The 19,794-nt window shown below is 71.8% G+C and carries 11 protein-coding genes; 8 read left to right on the top strand and 3 right to left on the bottom strand.

Going from position 1 to position 19,794, the window contains the following annotated elements; all coding sequences use genetic code 11:
- Positions 1-66: 66 nt before the first annotated feature.
- The 4 genes from ACLF3G_RS05455 (at position 67) to pbpC (ending at position 10,111) form a co-directional block, all read left to right on the top strand.
- Positions 67-1,551 carry an AMP-binding protein gene (locus ACLF3G_RS05455; RefSeq protein WP_430668327.1) on the top strand — a complete coding sequence of 495 codons (1,485 nt, stop codon included), beginning with the start codon at positions 67-69 and terminating at the stop codon, positions 1,549-1,551.
- Positions 1,548-2,963, top strand: a complete 1,416-nt coding sequence (locus ACLF3G_RS05450) for an MDR family MFS transporter (protein ID WP_430668326.1) — start codon at positions 1,548-1,550, stop codon at positions 2,961-2,963. Before ACLF3G_RS05455 ends, ACLF3G_RS05450 begins: the two co-directional genes overlap by 4 nt.
- Positions 2,964-3,044: 81 nt before the next feature.
- Positions 3,045-8,156 (top strand): alpha-2-macroglobulin family protein, encoded by a 5,112-nt coding sequence (locus ACLF3G_RS05445; RefSeq protein WP_430668325.1) that lies wholly within the window; start codon positions 3,045-3,047, stop codon positions 8,154-8,156.
- Positions 8,156-10,111: a penicillin-binding protein 1C gene (gene pbpC / locus ACLF3G_RS05440; RefSeq protein WP_430668324.1), complete on the top strand. Its 1,956-nt coding sequence runs from the start codon at positions 8,156-8,158 to the stop codon at positions 10,109-10,111. The genes ACLF3G_RS05445 and pbpC overlap by 1 nt, the downstream gene beginning before the upstream one ends.
- A 7-nt stretch (positions 10,112-10,118) precedes the next feature.
- Here the strand turns inward: pbpC and ACLF3G_RS05435 are convergent, their stop codons facing one another.
- Complete coding sequence (locus ACLF3G_RS05435; RefSeq protein WP_430668323.1) at positions 10,119-10,757, bottom strand: RluA family pseudouridine synthase; 639 nt, start codon at positions 10,755-10,757, stop codon at positions 10,119-10,121.
- A 61-nt stretch (positions 10,758-10,818) separates the two neighbouring features.
- On the opposite strand from ACLF3G_RS05435, the gene ACLF3G_RS05430 reads away from it, so the two are divergent.
- Positions 10,819-11,724, top strand: coding sequence for a PfkB family carbohydrate kinase (locus ACLF3G_RS05430; RefSeq protein ID WP_430668322.1), 906 nt, complete (start codon positions 10,819-10,821; stop codon positions 11,722-11,724).
- Positions 11,725-11,810: 86 nt separating this feature from the next.
- Positions 11,811-12,236 carry a response regulator gene (locus ACLF3G_RS05425; protein WP_430668321.1) on the top strand — a complete coding sequence of 142 codons (426 nt, stop codon included), beginning with the start codon at positions 11,811-11,813 and terminating at the stop codon, positions 12,234-12,236.
- Between the two features lie 5 nt (positions 12,237-12,241).
- On the opposite strand, the gene glgX is transcribed toward ACLF3G_RS05425, so the two are convergent.
- Positions 12,242-14,443 carry a glycogen debranching protein GlgX gene (gene glgX, locus ACLF3G_RS05420; protein ID WP_430668759.1) on the bottom strand — a complete coding sequence of 734 codons (2,202 nt, stop codon included), beginning with the start codon at positions 14,441-14,443 and terminating at the stop codon, positions 12,242-12,244.
- A gap of 215 nt (positions 14,444-14,658) precedes the next feature.
- Here glgX and treZ point away from each other — a divergent pair, with 215 nt between their 5' ends.
- Complete coding sequence (gene treZ, locus ACLF3G_RS05415) at positions 14,659-16,479, top strand: malto-oligosyltrehalose trehalohydrolase (protein WP_430668320.1); 1,821 nt, start codon at positions 14,659-14,661, stop codon at positions 16,477-16,479.
- The gene (treY, locus tag ACLF3G_RS05410; protein WP_430668319.1) at positions 16,472-19,180 is read left to right on the top strand and encodes a malto-oligosyltrehalose synthase; all 2,709 of its coding nucleotides are present in this window, start codon (positions 16,472-16,474) and stop codon (positions 19,178-19,180) included. Before treZ ends, treY begins: the two co-directional genes overlap by 8 nt.
- Here treY and ACLF3G_RS05405 read toward each other — a convergent pair whose 3' ends face one another.
- A complete protein-coding gene (locus ACLF3G_RS05405; protein ID WP_430668318.1) occupies positions 19,181-19,774 on the bottom strand; it encodes an HD domain-containing protein in 594 nt (197 codons plus the stop codon). It abuts the gene before it with no gap.
- Positions 19,775-19,794 lie beyond the last annotated feature (20 nt).

Here is a 19,794-nt window from a genome sequence, read left to right as displayed (position 1 = left end):
CTGGCATGCGTCAAGCGGGCGGTGGGTGGTCTGGCGGCCCTGGCGGCCACGCCGCATCATGCCGCCATGAACCGGCCTGCCACCCTGACCGAGCTTCTGGAAACCACCGCCGCCGGCGACCCGGACGGTCTCGCCTTCCCCGGCATGACCTGGGCCGAGGCCGCGCTGCGGGTGCGCCGGATGGCCGCCGGCCTGGCTCGGGCGGGGATCGGCACGGGCGACCGGGTGGCGGTGTTCCTGCCGAACCGCCCGGACTTCCTGCTGCTGCTGTTCGCCCTGGCCCGCCGCGGCGCCTGCGCGGTGATGCTGAACACGCGCTTCCGGGCGGCCGAGATCGGCAATTTGCTGGCCCGCGCGCAGCCCGTCGCCATCGCCGTCGCGCGCGATTTCGCGACGGTGGATGCGGCGGAGGTCCTGCCGGACCCACCGGCCTCGCTGCGCCTGGTGCTCGGGATGGATGCGCTGGGGCAGGGGACGCTTGCCGGACTGCCGGTGCTGCCGCGCGATGCCCTGCTGGCGGCCGGGGAGGCACCGGACCTCGCTACCCCGGAGTCGGAGTGCCTGACCTTCACCACCTCCGGCACCACCGCCGGGCCGAAGCTGGTGCTGCACCGGCAGGCGGGCATTGCCGGCCATGCCGCGGATGTGGCGGCGCGGCTCGGCACCGATGTGAAGGGGGCGGCGGTGCTGGCGGCCGTGCCGCTGTGCGGGACTTTTGGCCTCAGCATGGCGCTGGCCGGCGTGGCGGGCGGCGCGCGCATCGCCTGCATGGAACGCTTCGACGCCGCGGCGGCGGATGCGCTGATCCGGGCGGAGGGCGTCACCCACATGGTCGGCGGCGACGACCTGCTGCTGAAGCTGGCCGAGGCTGCCGCCGGCAGCCCCTTTTCCACGTTTGCCTTCACCGGCTTCGCTGGCTTCCACGGGCAGTCAGACCGGGTGATGGCCGCTTCCGACGCGCTGAATCTCCGGGCCCGCGGCGTCTATGGCAGTTCCGAGGCGCAGGCCCTGTTCGCCGGCCAGGACGCATCCGGGCCGCACCGCGCCGCGGGTGGTGGAAGGCCGGTCAGCGAGTCGGCGGAGTGGCGCATCGCGGAGGATGGCGAGTTGCTGCTGCGCGGCCCGTCCCTGTTCGACCGCTATCTCGGCGACCCCGAGGCCACCGCCCGCGCCATGACGCCCGAAAACTGGTTCCGCAGCGGCGACCTGGCCGAGCCGCAGCCGGATGGCGGCTTCGCATTCCTGACCCGCCGCGGCGACGCGCTGCGGATCGGTGGCTTCCTGGTCTCACCCGAGGAGATCGAGGGCTTCCTCCAGGCGCAGCCGGGCATCGCCGCGGCGCAGGTGGTGGAGGCTTGCGGCCGGCCCGTCGCCTTCGTCATTCCTGCGCCGGGCTATGACGAGGCCGCGGTGCAGGCCGCCTGCCGCGACAGGCTGGCGAAGTTCAAGGTGCCGGCGAGGATCGTGGCGCTGGACGCCTTCCCCGTGGTGGACGGCCCGAACGGCCCAAAAATCCAGCGCAACCGGCTGCGCGAGATGGCCGCCGGGTGAGTAGCGCAACGCCCCGCGACCCCCGTATCGTCGCCGCCATCGTCGCCAGCGCCCTGTTCATGCAGAACCTGGACAGCAGCGTGGTCGCCACCGCGCTGCCGGCGATGGCGCGGGACCTCGGGCGGGACCCGGTGCACCTGTCCGTCGCCATCACCTCCTACCTGGTCGCGCTGTGCGTCTTCATCCCGGTCTCCGGCTGGGTGGCGGACCGGTTCGGGCCGCGGCGGGTGTTCATGTGGGCGATCCTGGTCTTCACCGGCGCCTCCGCCCTCGTCGGCCTGTCGCAGGGCCTCGGCACGCTGGTGGCGGCGCGCATCCTGCAGGGACTCGGCGGGGCGATGATGGTGCCGGTCGGCCGGCTGCTGCTGCTGCGCCGCGTCAGCAAGGAGGAATTGCTGACGGCGATGACCTGGCTGACCATGCCGGCGCTGCTCGGCCCGGTCTTCGGCCCGCCGCTGGGCGGGTTGCTGACCGATGCGGTGTCCTGGCGCGCGGTATTCTGGATCAACATTCCGGTGGGCGCGCTCGGCCTGGTGCTGGTCTGGCGCTTCATCCCGGAGACGGAGGCGCAGGACCCCGGCCCGCTGGACAAGCGTGGCCTGACCCTGTGGGGCGTGGCGTTGGCGCTGCTTGTCAGCGGGCTGGAGACGATCGGTCGCGGCCTCGTACCGCTATGGGTGACGCTGGGCGCGCTGGCGCTCGGCAGCCTGGCGGCGCTGCTCGCGGTGCGACATTCGCGGCGCGTGGCGCGGCCGGCGGTGGATCTCTCGTTGCTCAAGATCCCGACCTTCGGCATGCCGATGCTGAGCGGCACGCTGTTCCGCGTCGGCGCCGGCGCGCTGCCCTTCCTGCTGCCGCTGACGCTGCAACTGGCCTTCGGCCTCTCAGCCTCCGGCAGCGGGCTGGTGACCTTCGCCACGGCGCTGGGCGCGCTGGTGATGAAGCCAATGATCAGGCCGCTGCTGCGACGCTTCGGATTCCGCAACGTGCTGGCGGTGAATGCGGTGCTGGCGGCGGCGGGGGTCGCAGTGTGTGCGCTGTTCGACCCGTCCTGGCCGCCGATCGCGATCTTCGCGGTGCTGGCGGCGGGCGGGCTCTCGCGGTCGCTGCAATTCACCTCCATGGCCACCATGGCCTTCGCCGACCTGCCGCAGAACCGGCTGGCGGCGGCCACCGCGATGACCGGCACCATCCAGCAATTCTCCGTCGCGCTCGGCGTGGTGCTGGGATCGCTGACGCTGGCGGCGGGCACCTCCTACACCGGCGCCGCGCTGCCGGGGCTGCCGGAGTTCCAGGCGGGGTTCCTCGTCGCCGGCCTGGTGATGCTGGCCGCGCTGCCCGGCGCGCTGCGGCTGCCGCGGGATGCGGGGGCGCGGGTTTCGGGGCACCATGCGGTGCCGCCGCCCGCGTGAGGGTTTAACCCCCGGTCAAGACGCTTCACTCAGGCTGCCGCTGTGCCATGCTGGCGAAAACGCCGCACTCAGGAGCCTTCCATGTCGCCTCGCTGGTTGCTGCCCGTGCTCCTGGTGCTGGCCTGGCTGCTGCCTCGGCCGGTGGCGTCCTTCGAACTTCCCGGCCTGTCCAGCGACGCCTCCACCTACGAACAGTCGCTGACCCGGCGCTTTCCGGCCGGCGGCACGGCGCAGGAGCGCAGCCAGGCCGAGACCCGCGCCCGCGCCGCCGAATCCCGTAACGACTGGTCCGCCGCGGCAGCGGCGTGGGAGGAACGGGTCGGCGCCGGGCAGGCGACGGCGGACCATTGGACCGCGCTTGCCTGGGCGCAGCTTCGCCGCACGCCGCCGGATGCCAACCGCGCGCTGCGCGCCGGCTGGAACGCCTTCATGATGGTGCCGGGCGGCGAGCCCGAGATTCCCTCCCTGCTCGTGATGGCGGAGGCGCTGCGGCGGCTGGACCAGCCGATGTGGCAGATCGAGGCGCTGCAGGCCGTGGTGGAGCGCGCGCCGCAGGATGCGAAGCAGCGCGAGACGCTGGCCGCCGCGCGGCGTGCCGCCGGCCTGTTGGTGCGCCGCATCACGACGGAGCCGGATGCGGAGCCTGCGCGCGCCTGCCTGGCCTTCACCTCCGCCCCCGCCCGCCGCACGGATTGGCAGCCGCAGGACTGGCTACGCGCGGAACCGGCGCTGCCGGACATGTCGGTGACGCGGGAGGGCGACGCGATCTGCGTCGCTGGCCTGCCCTGGGGGACGACGACGCGGGTTGTGCTGCGCGCCGGGATGCCGGGGGAGGACGGGCTGCGCGTGCTGCGCGATACCACCTACCCCATCGCCATGCCGAACCGCCCGGCCCGGATCGCCTTCGACAACCGCGCCTTCGTGCTGCCGCGCGGCCAGGACCCGCGCGTGACCGTCGCCACGGTCAACGTCACGGCGCTGACCCTCAAGCTGGTGCGGGTGACGGAGCGCAACCTGGTGCCGCTGATGCGCGACTGGCGCCCGGGCCAGGCGATGGATGACTGGATGGCGGAGAACCTGTCCGAGGAGATGGGCCGGGTGGTCTGGGAAGGCCGCGCGGAGCTGCCCGCCGCCACGCCCAACCGCATGGCGCGCACCGCGCTTCCGCTGCCGGAGGCGCTGCGCAGCGCCGGACCGGGCATGTATGTGTTGGTGGCGCGGCCGGGCGACGGAACGCGGCGCGGTGGCTCGGCCTCCCTGCCCGTGCTGGCGACGGATCTGGGCATCACCGCCTGGCAGGGCAGCCAGGGCATGGCCGTGCAGGTGCGCGGTTTCTCCGATGCCAGGGTCCGCGCCGATGTGCGCGTGGCGCTGCTGGCGCGCAACAACGACATCCTGGCGGAGGCGGTGACCGGCGCGGACGGCTTGGCGCGCTTCAACGCGGCCGTGCTGCGCGGCGCCGGCCAACTGGCGCCGGTCGCGGTGCAGGCCTTTTCCGGCGAGGATTTCGCCACGCTGGACCTGGTGACCGGCGCTTTCGATCTTTCGGATCGCGGCGCCGCGGGCCGGCCGCATCCGGGGGCGCTGGACGCCTTCATCTGGCTCGACCGCGGCATCTACCGGCCCGGCGAGGTGGTGCAGGTCGGCGCGCTGCTGCGCGATGCGGCGGGGCAGCCGGTGGACCTGCCGGCGCGGCTGCGCATCCGCCGTCCGAACGGGCAGGTGTTCTTCGAGACCGTGCCGGACCGGGTGGCGGGGGCGGCCTTCGTGGCGCCGGTGGCGCTGTCCGCCAGCGCGCCGGTGGGTGCCTGGACGGTGGAGGTGCTGGCGGACCCCGCAGCGCCGCCGATCGGCAGCACCAGCTTTCGGGTCGACGCCTTCGTGCCGGAACGGCTGGAGGTCAGCGCCGGTCCGGTCGCCGGGCCGCTGGTGCCGGGGCAGGCGCTGGAGGTGCCGGTGGCCGCGCGCTTCCTGTACGGCGCACCCGGCGCCGGGCTGACCGGCACGGCGGAGCTGCGCCTCGCAGTGGATCCCGAGCCCTTCGCCGCGTGGCGCGGCTGGCAGTTCGGGTTGCAGGACGAGAGCTTCGCGCCGGACCTCGAGAGCTTCGAGATTCCGGAGACGGATGCCGAGGGCCGCGCCACCCTGTCCCTGCTGCTGCCGCAGGCCCCCGACACCACAAAGCCGCTGCGCGCCGATGTCGCCGTACTGATAGCCGAACCCGGTGGCCGCACCAGCGGCACGCGCCTGTCCCTGCCGGTGCGCGCCCGCGGCACGCTGCTGGCCATCCGCCCGGCCTTCGAGGGCGGCGCGGTGAATGACGGCGCCGAGGCCGCCTTCGAGATCGCCGCGGTGAACCCGGCGGGCGAGGCCATCGCCGCCAACCTGCGCCTGCGCCTGGTGCGCGAAAGGCCGGATTGGCGGATCGTGATGCGCGAGCGCCTGGCACGTTACGAGACGGTGTGGCGCGACGAGCCGGTGGATTCGGCCGAGGTCGAGGTGGCGCCCGGCCGCCCGGCGCGCTTCGCCCGCAACCTCGGCTTCGGCCGCTACCGGCTGGAGGTGACGGAGCCGAACGGCCTCGCCATCGCCAGCATCCGCTTCCGCGCCGGCTGGGCGCAGGCCGAGGCGGCGGAGGTGCCGGACCGCGTCGATGTCGCCGCCGACCGCCGTGCCTATGCGGCCGGCGACACCGCGCGGCTGCGCATCACATCCCCCTTCGCCGGCCGCGCCAGCGTCGCCGTGCTGACCGGCACCGTGGTCTCGGTGCGGGAGATCGAGGTCCCGGAGGCGGGGGCGGAGGTCGAGATCCCCGTCGATGCCGCCTGGGGACCGGGCGCGCATGTGGCCGTCACCGTCTTCCGCCCGGGGAACGCACCCGCCGGCCGGCCTGGACGTGCGCTCGGTCTCGCCTGGGTCGGGCTTGACCCGGCGGCGCGGCGGCTGGATGTGGCGATCGAGGCGCCGCCGCTGGCCCGGCCGCGCAGCAGCGTCGCGATCCCGCTGCGCCTGGCCGGGGCTGGCAGCACGGCGATGGTGACGCTGGCCGCGGTGGATGAAGGCATTCTACGAATTACCAACTTCCCCAGCCCCGACCCGGTGGAGCATTTTCTCGCCCGGCGGCGGCTCGGCCTCGATATCCGCGACGACTACGGCCGGCTGATCGCGCCCGCGGAGGGCGAGGCCGCGGTGCTGCGGCAGGGCGGCGACGACATGGGCGGCGCGGCGCTGCTGCAGGTGCCGCAGCGACTGGTGGCGCTGTTCCACGGGCCGGTCGCGGTCGCCGCCGATGGCTCGGCGACGGTGACGCTGGACCTGCCGGATTTCGCCGGCGAATTGCGCCTGATGGCGGTGGCCTGGGACGGCGCCCGCATCGGCGCCGCCGCACGGCCGATGACGGTGCGGGAACAGGCGGTGGCGGAAGCGCTGCTGCCGCGCTTCCTGGCACCGGGCGACGAGGTGCGCCTACCGGTGCTGCTGCACAATGTCGAACTGCCGGCGGGTGACTTCCGGGTCAGCCTGACCGCGACCGGCGCCATCGAACTCGCCGGCCCGGCGAGCCTCGACGTCAATCTCGCCGCCGGCGCCCGCGCCGTGCCGGCCACCACCTTGCGAGGTGCGATGGTGGGGCAGGGCACGCTGCGCGTGGCGGTCAGCGGCCCCGGCGGCTTCAGCACGGTGCGGGAGGCGGAGATCACCGTCCGCTCATCCCGCCCCGCCGTAACGGAGATTGCCATTAGCACCCTGGCGCCGGGGGCGACGGCGGCGGTGGCGCTGCCGGCCGCCCGCTTCCTGCCCGGCACCTGGCGCGCCACGGCCAGCTGGGGCGCGCCGGTGCGGTATGACCCGCTGGCGCTGCTGGGCGCGCTGCGGCGCTTTCCGCTGGATTGCGTCGAACAGGCGGCGTCCCGCGTGCTGGCGCTGTCCTACGCACCGTCCAATGCCGATACGGCGCAGGAGGATGCGGCGCTGCTCGGGCGCTCGATCTCCTCCGTGCTGGACCGGCAGCGTTACGATGGCCGCTTTGGCTATTGGAGTGCGGAGGGCTCGGTGCAGGGCTGGGCCAGCCTCTATGCGACCGAGGCGCTTTTGCGTGCCCGCGCGGCCGGGGCGGCGGTTCCGGAAGCGGCGCTGAACGCGGCGCTGCAGGCGGCCGATGACGATATCGAAAGCTCCGGCGATTCGGCCGAGTTCCTGGCGACGCAGGCTTTCCGCGTGCACGTCCTGTCGCTGGCGGGCCGCAACCGGCTCGGCGCGGCGCGGCGGCTGGCGGAGCAGCTGGAGAAGCTGCCGACGCCGCTGGCCAAGGCGCAGCTCGCCGCCGCCTTCGCCCGCGCTGGCGACACCGCGCGGGCCGAGGCGATCTTCGCCGCCGCGCTTGCCGATCCGGCCCGGCAGGTCTGGCACGGCGATTTCGGCAGCGCCGCGCGGGATGCGCTGGCGACCGCCCTGCTGCTGCGCGAAAGCGGCGCGGCGCAGGACCGGCTGCCGGCGCTGCTGGCGCGGCTGCCCGGCGCCGAATTCACGCCGGCGGTCAGCAATACCCAGGAACAGGCCTGGGCGGTCGCCGCCGCCTTCGTTCTGGGTCGCGACGGACGCCCGGCGCGGATCACGCTGGATGGGCGCGACCTGCCGGTGGCGCCGGTGGTGACGGCGCCGCTGACGGCGGCGGGCAGCGTGCGCAATCGCGGCGATGCGCCGGTGGTGCAGGCGGTCTCCATCGCCGGGGTCCCGACCTCCCCCTTGCCGGCGGCATCCCAGGGCATGCGGGTGGCGCGGCGCTTCTTCGCGCTCGATGGCCAGCCGCTGAACCTGGATACCCTGCGCGCGGGCACGGGCTTCGTGCTCCTGCTGGAGGCTCGTGCGACCACCAATGACCGTCACCAGGCGATGGTGATCCAGGGCCTGCCGGCGGGGTGGGAGATCGCCGGGCGGCTCGGCCCGGGCGCCGTGCCGGGGATGACCTGGCTCGGCGAACTCACCGCGCCGGACGTGCAGCCGGCCCGCGACGACCGTTTCGCCGCGGCGCTGGAGCTGACGCCGGACCAGCCGCTGGCGCGCTTCGCGGTGCGGCTGCGGGCGGTGACCGCGGGCACGTTCGAACTGCCGGGGATGGAGGCGCAGGACATGTACCGGCCCGGCGTCTTCGCGCGGCAGAACGTGGCGCGCATCACGGTGCTGCCGGCCGAGTGATGCGGCGCCGCCTGGGCCTTGCCGGGCTGGCGGTGCTGACCGGCGCGGCCGTCGCCGCCGACCGTGCCCTGCCGCCCGACCTGTCGCGCCTCCGGGCCGGGATCGAGGTGCTGGACCGGGAAGGCCGCACCCTGTCCACCCTGCCGGCCCCGGGCGGCATCTGGCGCCTGCCGACCGCCGCCGCGGACGTGCCGCCGCACCTGCTGGCGATGCTGCTGGCGGCGGAGGATCGGCGCTTCCACTGGCATCCGGGCTTCGACCCGCTGGCGCTGGGCCGCGCCGCCTTCCAATGGGTGCGTGCCGGACGAGTGGTGTCCGGCGGCTCCACCCTGACCATGCAGGCGGCCCGGCTGCTGGAGCCGCGGCCCCGGACCCTGCGCAGCAAGGCGCTGGAAATCCTGCGGGCGGTGCAGTTGGAAGCGCGCTTCTCGAAGCCGGAAATCCTCGGCATCTGGCTGACCCTGGCGCCGCAGGGCGGCAACCTGGAGGGTCTGCGCGCCGGGTCCCTGGCCTGGTTCGGCCGCCCGCCCGGCCAGCTCGACGCCGCCGAATCGGCGCTGCTGGTGGCGCTGGCCCGGCGGCCGGAGGCATTGCGGCCGGACCGGCACCCGGATGCGGCGCGGGCCGCCCGCGACGGCGTGCTGCGGGTCCGTGCCGCCGGGGCCGGCGGTGTCAGCGGTGCGGAGGTGGCGCTGGCGCTGGCCGCGCCGGTGCCCGCCGCCCGCCAGCCCATGCCGCGCCTGGCCCCGCATCTGGCGCGCCAGGTGGCGCAGGGCGCCGCGCCGGGCAGCCGCATCGCCACCACCCTCGACCGCGACCTGCAACGCGCCCTGGAAGGCGTGGCGGAGGCGGCACTTCACGAGTTTCCGGATCGCGCTGCTTTTGCATTGGTTGTGGCGGAGACGAGTTCGCGGGAAATCCGCGCGCTGGTCGGCGGCAGTTTCGGCGTCGAAGCCCGGGCCGGCATGCTGGATTTGACGCGCGCCGTGCGCTCGCCCGGCTCCGCCCAAAAGCCCTTCCTCTACGCCATGGCCTTCGAGGCCGGGCTGGCGCGGCCGGAGACGCTGGTGGCGGACCTGCCCTTCCGCTTCGGCAGCTACGCGCCGGAAAACTTCTCCCGCGATTTCACCGGCCGCGTCACCGCCGCGGACGCCCTGCGGCAGTCGCTGAACCTGCCGGCGGTGGCGCTGCTGTCGGAACTGGGCGCGCTGCGCTACGCCGCCGCGCTGAAGGCGGCCGGCAGCCCGCCGCGCCTGGCGCCGGGTGCGGCGCCATCCCTGCCGCTGGCGCTCGGCGGCGCTGGCACCACACTGCGGGAACTGGTGGCGCTGTATGCGCTGCTCGGCGATGCCGGGCGCGCCGGAGCGCTGACCGCTTTGCCCGTCGCGCCCGTCGAGCGGCCGGAGGTGGTGACGCCGCGCGCCGCCGCCGCGGTCGCCGGCATCCTGGTGCAGCCTTTTCCGGGCGGTGGGCCGGCCGGCGTGGGCTGGAAGACCGGCACCTCCTGGGGCGGCCGGGATGCCTGGGCGCTGGGGCTGGATGCGCGGCATGTCGCGGGTGTCTGGATCGGGCGGCCCGACGGCACGCCGATCCCCGGCCTGAACGGCCGCGCCTCGGCGCTGCCGGTGCTGGCGCAGGTCTTCGCCCGCCTGCCGGCCGCGCCGCGCCAGCCGCTGCAGGTTCGCGCCGCGCCGCGCCCCTTCGCCGAGGCCGCCGACCGCCTGCGCCTGCTGTTCCCGATGCCGGGCGCGGAGCTGGTGGAGGGCGCCGGCCCCGTCACCCTGCGCGCCACCGGCGGCCGCCGCCCGCTGGTCTTCCTGGTGGATGGCGCGCCGCTGCCGCATCAGCGCGCCCGGCGGGAGGCCGCCTGGACGCCGCCCGGCCCGGGTTTCTACCGCGTCACCGTGCTGGACGCCGACGGCATTGCGGCGGCGGCCGAATTGCGCGTGCGCTGAGGCGTAGCTACCCGCCGCAGGCGGCCAGCGCCGCCCGCATATGCGCCGGCACCGGCGCCTCCACCCGCAGCGGCGGCTCCAGCGGCAACGCCAGACTGCGCGCCAGCAGATGCAGGCCGCCGGCTTGCCCGCCTCCATACATCGCATCTCCGAGAATCGGGCAGCCGAGATGCGCGCAGTGCACCCGCAGCTGGTGCGTCCGCCCGGTCTCCGGCCGCAGTTCCAGCCACGCCAGCCCTGGGCCACGGCCCAGCACCCGCCAGGCGCTGCGTGCCGCATCACCCCTCGGGTCCACCCGCATCCGCCAGCCCTGGGCCGCGCTGCTGATCTTCCCGAGTGGCGCGTCCACCAGGCCGGACTCGCCGTCCGGCCCGCCCCGCACCACCGCCCAATAGACCTTCTCCACCCGGCGTTCGGCGAACAGACGGTTGAGCTGCGCCAGCATGGGCGCAGTGCGGCCCAGCGCCAGAACGCCGGCGGTGTCCGCATCCAGCCGATGCGCCGGCTGCGGCAGGCGCTTCTTGCCCAGGCGCAGCGCCGGCAGCCAGGCCTCGAGCGAATCGCCCTGGCGGGCCGAGACCGGCAGGCCTGCGGGCTTGTCCAGCACCAGTACCTCCGGCCCCAGATGCAGGATTCGTGCATGCAACCATGCAGGCGGCGCAATCTCCGCTTGGCGCGGTGGGCGATGCAATGGAACCCTGGGTGGCATGAATCAGCCTGATCTCCGAACCACCGTGATCTGCCTCGGCAGCGTCGTCATGGACCACACTTTCCTCGTGCAGGACATCGTCCAGCCACCATCCAAGAACCGGGCGAACAGCTACAGCCTGGGCGCCGGCGGGCTGGCGGCCAATGCCTCCATCGGCGTCGCCCGCCTGGGCGGCCGCTGCATCTTCTGGGGGCGGGTGGGCGACGACCTCAATGGCCGCCCACTGCTGGAGGCGCTGACGGCACAGGGGGTCGATGTCTCGCACTGCCACGTGGCGCCCAACGCGCGGACGCCGGTTTCCGCGGTGCTGGTGGACCCGGTCGGGGAGCGTAGCATATATTCCTATCGCGGCGACAACCTCGGCACCGATCCCGCCTGGCTGCCGCTGCACTTGCTGGATACGGCCCACGCCTTCCTGTGCGACCCGCGCTGGCCGGAGGGTAGTGGCGCTGCGCTGGACCACGCCCGCGCCCGCGGCATTCCCACCGTGATCGACGGCGAGAAAAGCGAGACGCGGCTGCTGCTGGACCTGATCCCGCGCAGCGACCACGCCATCTTCTCCCAGCCCGGCCTGACTAACTACGCGCCCGGCGCCCGTCCGGTGGACGGGCTGCGCAAGGCCATCGCCGCCGGCTGCCGCACCGCCGCGGTGACGCGGGGGGAGAAGGGCACACTGTGGCTGACGGCGGAGGACCCGGAACCCCGGATCACCCCCGCCTTCCGCGTCCAGGCCACCAACACCACCGGGGCGGGTGACGTGTTCCACGGTGCCTATGCGCTGGCGATGGCGGAGCGCCAACCGGTGGCGGATGCCATGCGCTTCGCCTCTGCCGCCGGCGGCCTGCGGGCGCGTGATGGCGCAACCCCGACGCGGGAGATGGTGGAGGCGCTGCTGCGGGGCTGAGGCCTCTACAGATCTCGCATTGACCTTAAGCGCGGAACCTCCAGGCGCGCCTCAACGTTGACACAATCTGCAAAGGGAGCTTGCGGATGCCATCGAGCGGCGCGCGGACAGTCCTGGTTGTCGAGGATGAGGACATCATCGCCATGGCGGCTGGCGAGGCGCTGAACGGGTCCGGCTTCCTCGTCTGCGGCACCGCCGATTCGGAAGCCGCGGCCCTGCAACTGGCCGCCCAGCACGATCCGGAATTCGCCGTCGTGGACCTGCATCTCGGCGGCGTGCAGAGCGGGCTGCGCATCGGCCGCACGCTGGTGGCCCGCGGCGTCTCGGTGCTCTACGCGACTGGCTATGGCTCCACCTGGCGGCAGGAGATGGAGGATACCGGCGCGCGCGGCTGCCTCACCAAGCCCTACGAGCCCGCCGAGGTTCCCGCCGCGCTGATGGTGCTGGAGCGCCTGCGGGCCGGCGAGACGGTGCGCCGCCTGCCGCCCGACATGCACCTTTTCGTGGATTGAGGGTCTCAGCCACCGCCCGGGATGGGCGGTGGCGTGGTGCCGGCCAGCAGCGCCGTGCGCGCCGCCGCCAGGATCGCGCGGCCGCCGCGCTCCGGGTGCAGCACGAACAGCAGCAGCGAACGGCCCGTCACCATGTAGGGGTGGCCGAATTCGAAGGGCTCCGGCTCCTCCACCTCCGGCTTGTTGGTGTCCACCAGCAGCAGCCAGCGCTGGCCCGCCGGCGGTTCCGGCAGCGCGAATTCGACGCCGTCGTGATGCGCGTTGAATATCGCGAGAAGCGTCGCGTCGGCCGCCGGGCGGCGGATGCCGGTGGCCTGCGCGCGGCCATCCAGCAGCATGCCGAAGCAGCGCGCATGCGGATCATCCCAGTGCCCGTTCTCCATCTCGGTGCCGGAGGGCGTCACCCAGGTGACATCCTTGATGCCGAGTTCTTCGTTCACCGCGCCAGTCAGGAAGCGCGCGCGGCGCAGCACCGGGAAGCCCTGCCGCAGCGCGATCAGCTTGCGCGTGAAGGCCGCCAGCCCCAGTCCCTCCGCGGACACGCCCGCCCAGTTCAGCCAGCTGAGTTCGTTGTCCTGGCAATAGACGTTGTTGTTGCCCTGCTGGGTGCGGCCGAACTCGTCGCCGGCCAGGATCATCGGCGTGCCCTGTGACAGCAGCAGCGTCGCCAGCAGGTTGCGCTTCTGGCGCTCGCGCAGTTCGACGATCTCGGGGTCGTCTGTCGGCCCTTCGACGCCGTGGTTCCAGGACAGGTTGTGGTTGTGGCCGTCCTGGCCGCCTTCGCCGTTCGCCTCGTTGTGCTTGTCGTCGTAGCTGACCAGGTCGTTCAGCGTGAAGCCGTCATGCGCCGTGATGAAGTTGATGCTGGCCCACGGCTTGCGCCCGCGACGGTTGAACAGATCCGCCGACGCGCTCAGCCTTGCTGCGAGTTCCGGCGCCTGGCCTTCGTCGCCGCGCCAGAAGGCGCGCACCTGGTCGCGGAACCGGTCGTTCCATTCCGACCAGCCCGGTGGGAAGCCACCGACCTGATAGCCGCCGGGTCCGCAATCCCACGGCTCCGCGATCAGCTTGACGCGCGACAGCACCGGGTCCTGCCGGCAGGAATCGAGGAAGCCGCCACCTTCGTCGAAACCATGCGTCTCCCGGCCCAGGATCGTCGCCAGGTCGAAGCGGAAGCCGTCGACGCGCATTTCCGTCGCCCAATAGCGCAGGCTGTCCGTCACCATCTGCAGCACGCGCGGGTGCGACAGGTTCAGCGTGTTACCGGTGCCGGCATCGTTCATGTACCAGCGCGGCGTCTCCGGCAGCAGCCGGTAGTAGCTGGCATTGTCGATGCCCTTGAAGGACAGCGTCGGGCCGAACTCATTGCCCTCCGCGGTGTGGTTGTAGACCACGTCGAGGATCAGCTCGAGCCCGGCATCGTGCAGCCGCGCCACCATCTCCTTGAACTCGGAGAAGGCGAAGCTCGGCGTGCGGGCATAACGCCGCGCCGGCGCGAAGAAGGCGATGGTGTTGTAGCCCCAGTAGTTGGTGAGGCCCTTGTCCAGCAGGAACTGGTCGTTGAGGAAGGTGTGCACCGGCAGCAATTCCACCGACGTCACGCCGAGGTTGCGCAGATAGTCCACCACCTCCGGCGCCGCCAGGCCGGCATAAGTGCCGCGCATGTCCTCCGGCAGGCCAGGATGCAGCTTGGTCATGCCCTTTACATGCGTCTCGTAGATGACGGTGCGATCCCACGGTACGGCGGGGCTGCGTTCCCGACCCCAGGTGAAGGCGGGATCGATGACGCGGCATTTCGGCATCAGCCGACTGCTGTCGCGGTCGTCGAAGGTCTGGTCATCCGCCGATTCCATCCGGTATCCGAACAGTTCCGGCCCCCAGGCCAGGTCGCCGATGATCGCCTTCGCGTAAGGGTCCAGCAGCAGCTTGTGATGATTGAAGCGGTGCCCGGCATCCGGCGCATGAGGACCATGCACGCGGTAGCCGTAGATGGTGCCCGGCCGCGCATCCGGCAGATAGCCGTGCCAGACCTCGTCGGTGTATTCGGGCAGCTCCAGGCGCTCGAGTTCGGTCTCACCCGAATCGTCGAACAGGCAAAGCTCCACCTTGGTGGCGTGCGCCGAGAACAGCGCGAAGTTGACGCCCACACCGTCCCAGCTTGCTCCGAGAGGAAAGGGCAAGCCCTCGCGAATTCGTGTTGGCCGCATCAGCTGCGGCGCCGCAACCACCTGTCGTATCCGCATTCACAATCCCCGTTACCACGACGCAAAAAGCTGTGGCCGCATCACAACATCACAAGCGGATGCGCGTTCCCGTTGCACATCACATTTCGTCGGTGACACAGAACGCCTCAAGAATTTGGCGAAGGCGCGGAACGAATGCCCGCGCCACCAGTTTGCCGATCCCCGGAGAAAGCCACCGCATGATCGACGACGCAAGCACCGCCCGCGCCCACCGCATGCCCTTCGGCGCCACGCCAGTGTCCGAAGGAGGCGTGCGGTTTCGTATCTGGGCGCCTTCGCACCAGATGGTGGGCCTGGTGCTGGAGGATGCGGCGGAGGTGCTGCCGATGCAGGCGGAAGCCGGCGGCTGGCACAGGCTGCTGGTCAAGACCGCCGCGCCCGGAACCCGCTACCGCTTCGTGCTGCCGGATGGCCTTCGCGTGCCGGACCCGGCCTCGCGTTTCCAGCCGGAGGACGTGCACGGACCGAGCGAGGTCATCGACCCCGCCGCGCATCGCTGGACCGATGCCGCGTGGCGCGGGCGCCCCTGGAGCGAGGCGGTGGTGTATGAACTGCACATCGGCACCTTCACGTCGCAGGGTAGCTTCCGGGCTGCCATCGCGAAGCTCGATCACCTCGTCGCGCTCGGCGTCACGGTAATCGAGATCATGCCGATCGCGGATTTTCCGGGCACGCGCAACTGGGGCTATGACGGCGTGCTGCCCTACGCGCCGGATTCCAGCTATGGACGGCCGGAGGATCTGAAGGCGCTGGTCCAGGAAGCGCATGCGCGCGGCCTGATGGTGCTGCTCGACGTCGTCTACAACCATTTCGGGCCGGAGGGCGCGTATCTCCACGCCATCGCGCCGCAGGCCTTCACCGATCGGCACGCGACACCCTGGGGTGCTGCCCTGAATTTCGATGGCGCGGACAGCGCGCCGGTACGCGAATTCTTCATCCACAACGCGCTGTACTGGATCGAGGAGTTTCACCTGGACGGCCTGCGCCTGGATGCCGTGCATGCCATCATCGATGACAGCCCGATGCACCTGCTGGAGGAGCTGTCGCAGCGCGTGCGGGCCGCGGTCCCCGACCGGCCGGTGCACCTGCTGCTGGAGAATGAGGAGAACCAGGCGTCGCGGCTTCGACGTGATGCCCAGGGTGCGCCGAGCCACTACACGGCGCAGTGGAATGACGACGTGCACCATGTTCTGCATGTCGCCGCCAGTGGCGAGCAGGCCGGCTACTATGCGGACTACCACGGCGATACGGAACGGCTGGCGCGTGCGCTGGCGGAGGGCTTTGCCTTCCAGGGCGAGGTGATGCCGTATCGCGGCCATGCCCGCGGCGAACCCTCCGCCGGGCTGCCACCGACCGCCTTCGTCGCCTTCATCCAGAACCACGACCAGATCGGCAACCGCGCCTTCGGCGATCGCCTGACGCATTTCGCGCCGGCCGAGGCGGTGCGCGCCGTCGCTGCCGTTTCGCTGCTGTTGCCGCAGGTGCCGATGCTGTTCATGGGTGAGGAATGGGCTGCGACGCAGCCCTTTCCCTTCTTCTGCGATTTCGGGCCCGACCTGGCGGATGCGGTGCGCGAAGGGCGCCGCAGCGAGTTCTCGCGGTTTCCGGAGTTTGCCGATCCTGCCTCGCGCGAGCGCATCCCGGACCCGCTGGCGGAGGCGACCTTCGCCAGTGCCAAGCTGCGCTGGGAGGACGCCACGAAGCCGCCGCATGCCGAGTGGGTCGCCTGGTACCGCGACGCACTCTCGGTGCGCCATGCGGAGATCATGCCACGTCTGCCCGGCATCCGGCGAGGCGGCACCTACCGCATCATCGGCGCGGGGGCGGTAGAAATTCGCTGGGCGCTTGGGGATGGTGGCGCGCTGCTGCTGGCCGCCAACCTGTCCGCTGATCCAATGAGTGGCTTTCCGCCGTCAACCGGCCGCGTGATCTGGCGGCAGGGTGAACTTCCGGGCCCGTGGTCCGTCCGCTGGTCCATCGAGGATGCCGAGAATGTCTGAACCCGTGATCCCGCGCGCCACCTACCGCCTGCAATTCCACAAGGACTTCGGCTTCGCCGACGCGACCAGGCTGGCGCCGTATCTGTCGCGGCTCGGCGTCAGCCATGTCTATGCCTCGCCCTACCTCAAGGCGCGGCCCGGCAGCAGCCATGGCTACGACATCGTCGACCACGCCGCGCTGAACCCTGAACTCGGCGACGAGTCGGCATTCCGCGCCATGTCGAAGGCCTTCCGCGAGCACGGCCTTGGCCAGATCCTCGACTTCGTGCCGAACCACATGGGCGTCGGCGGTGCCGACAATCCCTGGTGGCTCGACGTGCTCGAATGGGGGTCCGACTCCGACTACGCCGGTTGGTTCGACATCGACTGGAACGCGCGTCGCCGCCTGCTGGTGCCCTTCCTTGGCGACCAGTACGGCGCGGTGCTTGAGGCGGGACAGCTGGAACTTCGCTTCGATGCGGAGGCCGGCAGCTTCGCCGTCTGGGCCTATGGCACGCACAAGCTGCCGATCACCCCGCCGCATTATGGCCGCGTGCTGGGCGAGGATCACCCGGCGCTGGAACGTCTGGGCGACGCCTTCGCCGGGATCTCCGACTGGCGTCCGCGTGTGGTGGCGCGGGCGCGCGACCTGCAGGCGGAACTGGCCGCGCTGGTGCGCCGCGACCCCTCGGCGCGCGCCGCCGTGGAGGATGCGATCGCCCGCCTGAACGGCAAGGCGGGCCAGCTGGCAAGCTGGCGGGACCTGGATGCGCTGATCCAGGACCAGCATTGGCGCGCGGCGCATTTCCGCGTCGCGGCTGACGACATCAACTACCGCCGCTTCTTCAATATCAACGAACTCGCCGGCCTGCGGATGGAGCTGCCGGAGCTGTTCGAGCAGGCGCACCGCCTGGTGTTCGACCTGTTGCGCGACGGCACGCTGGACGGGCTGCGGATCGACCATGTCGATGGTCTGCTGGACCCCAAGGGCTACCTGCAACGGCTGCGCGACAAGGCCCCGCGCCCCTTCTACCTGGTGGTCGAGAAGATCCTGGCGCGCGAGGAACACCTGCGCCCCGATTGGCCCGTGCAGGGCACCACGGGTTACGAATTCGCCAACCTCGTGCTCGGCGTGCTGGTCGACCCGCAGGGCGAGTCGGCGCTGACCCGCTTCTATGAGGACTTTACCGGGGAGCGTGAGTCCTTCGCCGAGATCGTGCAGGACAGCAAACTGCGGATCATGCGGAACGAGATGGCGAGCGAGCTTGCCATGCTGGCGCAAGAAGCGGTGCGCATCGCGATCCAGACGCCGCGCACCGCCGACTTCACCCGCAACATCCTGCAGCGCGGCCTGGCCGCGATTGTCGCCGGGTTCCCGGTGTACCGCACCTATGTGGATGCAACGTCGCCACCCACGGATGCGGACCGGCAGGATCTGTCGCACGCCGTTGCCGCGGCACGGCAGGCGGAGCCGGATCTCGACCCCAGCGTCTTCGACTTCCTGCACCGCCTGCTGACCGCCGACCTCGTCGCCGAGCCCCGCAGCGGCTTCAGCCGGCACGCGGTGCAGCGCCTGGCGATGCGGGTGCAGCAGTATAGCGGCCCGATCATGGCCAAGGGCCTCGAGGACACGGCGTTCTACCGCTACAACCGCTTCGTCGCGCTGAACGAGGTGGGCGGCCATCCCGACCATTTTGGCGTATCGCCTGCGGAGTTCCATGCCGGTAATGCGGAGCGCGCCAAGGACTGGCCGCAGGCGATGCTGTCGACCTCGACGCATGACACCAAGCGCGGCGAGGACACCCGCGCGCGCCTCGCCGTGCTGGCCGAGATGCCGGAGGAGTGGGCGCAGCAGGTGAGGCGCTGGAGCGCGATGTTGCGCGGCGACGCGCCCGGACGCACGCCGGATCGCAACGACGAGGTCCTGTTCTACCAGCTTCTGCTCGGCGCATTTCCGGTGCAGCCGGATGGCGCGGCACCGGATGCCGGAACGCTGGCCGATTTCGCCACGCGGCTCGAAGGCGCGATGGTGAAGTCGATGCGGGAGGCGAAGCGGCACTCGAACTGGGCGGCACCCAATACGACCTACGAGGATGCGATGCTGGCGCTGGTGCGCAAGGCGTTGGCGGACCAAGCCTTCCTGGCCGATTTCCTGCCGTTCCAGGACCGCATCGCCCGGCTCGGCCTGGACAACAGCCTGGTGCAGACCGCGCTGAAGCTGACCCTGCCGGGCGTGCCCGACATCTACCAGGGTGCGGAGATGTGGGACCTCAGCCTGGTGGATCCGGACAACCGGCGCCCGGTGGATTTTTCCAGCCGCGAGACTGCGCTTGCCGAGATCCGGGAGGCCATGCAGCGCGATGCCGTCGAGGCGGCGCGGACCATGCGGCAGGGCTGGCGTGACGGCCGCCTGAAGTTGGCGCTGACCGCGACTCTGCTGGCGCACCGGCGTGCCAATTCGGCGCTTTACGCCGAGGGTGGCTATCAGGCGCTGGACCAGCCGGCCGACAACCTCATCGCCTTCGGGCGACGGCACGGCGAGGCGGGCCTGATGGTCTTCGCCGCACGCTTCCCCGCCCGCAAAGCGGATTGGAGCAGTGTGAACGTTGCCGCCACCGGGCGTTGGCGCGACCTGATGACCGGACAGGTGCATGAGGGGCCGGCGCTGCCCATGGCGCGGCTTCTGGCCGAGCTGCCCGTTTCGGTGCTGGAGGCGCTGTAGCTATTCCGTGTCGAGCTGCGCGAGCGCACGCTCGATGTTGCGGCGGGCCTGGCGCTCGCAGGCCAGGAAGAAGCGGTCCGTGCGGAAGATGCGCTCGCGCCACAGCAGCATCTGCAATTCGGCGGACCGGCCGGCGCGGTAGGAATCGGGCCGCAGATGCGCCTGTTCCTGCCGGTTCGCAGCCTCATAGGCGTCGAAGGCGGCCGGTGGCGCGCCGAGGATGGACAGGTCCGAATCCAGCAGCAGCATCGCATCGCCACGCAGCGATGCGTCGCGCGTCTCTGGCAACTCCTGCCGCGCCACCGCCAGGATCAGCGCCTCCGCCCGCGCCAGTGTCGTGGCCGGCGTGGCGCGTCCCATCATCTCGCGCATCAGCCGCGCGCTGCGCTGGGCGCTGTCGGGCGTCTTTGGCTCGAACACGGCATTGTGGAACAGCACGGCCAGGATGAAGGCGCTGCGGTTGGCGATGGCACCGGCGACATCCTCCGCAACCTCCAGCATGCCGCCGATGCGGGCCCAGCCATGGTGGATGCGGTGGGGCTCGGCGTAGCGGCGGCGCAGGTCGGTGAGCACGGCTGCGTCCAAAAGCGGCATCCTCGGTGGGTCGTTGCGCA

Origin of the sequence: Falsiroseomonas sp. HC035 (assembly GCF_050563525.1) — a bacterium.
Lineage (GTDB): Bacteria > Pseudomonadota > Alphaproteobacteria > Acetobacterales > Acetobacteraceae > Falsiroseomonas.
Note: the sequence above shows the minus strand (reverse complement) of the source record. Positions and strands in the feature narration are given on the sequence as shown.

Bases quoted from the DNA above. Each gene is read 5' to 3' on its own strand.
- ACLF3G_RS05455 (WP_430668327.1), top strand. From the start codon at position 67: ATGAACCGGCCTGCCACCCTGACCGAGCTTCTGGAAACCACCGCCGCC.
- ACLF3G_RS05445 (WP_430668325.1), top strand. From the start codon at position 3,045: ATGTCGCCTCGCTGGTTGCTGCCCGTGCTCCTGGTGCTGGCCTGGCTG.
- pbpC (WP_430668324.1), top strand. From the start codon at position 8,156: ATGCGGCGCCGCCTGGGCCTTGCCGGGCTGGCGGTGCTGACCGGCGCG.
- ACLF3G_RS05430 (WP_430668322.1), top strand. From the start codon at position 10,819: ATGAATCAGCCTGATCTCCGAACCACCGTGATCTGCCTCGGCAGCGTC.
- ACLF3G_RS05425 (WP_430668321.1), top strand. From the start codon at position 11,811: ATGCCATCGAGCGGCGCGCGGACAGTCCTGGTTGTCGAGGATGAGGAC.
- glgX (WP_430668759.1), bottom strand. From the start codon at position 14,443: ATGCGGCCAACACGAATTCGCGAGGGCTTGCCCTTTCCTCTCGGAGCA.
- treZ (WP_430668320.1), top strand. From the start codon at position 14,659: ATGATCGACGACGCAAGCACCGCCCGCGCCCACCGCATGCCCTTCGGC.
- treY (WP_430668319.1), top strand. From the start codon at position 16,472: ATGTCTGAACCCGTGATCCCGCGCGCCACCTACCGCCTGCAATTCCAC.
- ACLF3G_RS05405 (WP_430668318.1), bottom strand. From the start codon at position 19,774: ATGCCGCTTTTGGACGCAGCCGTGCTCACCGACCTGCGCCGCCGCTAC.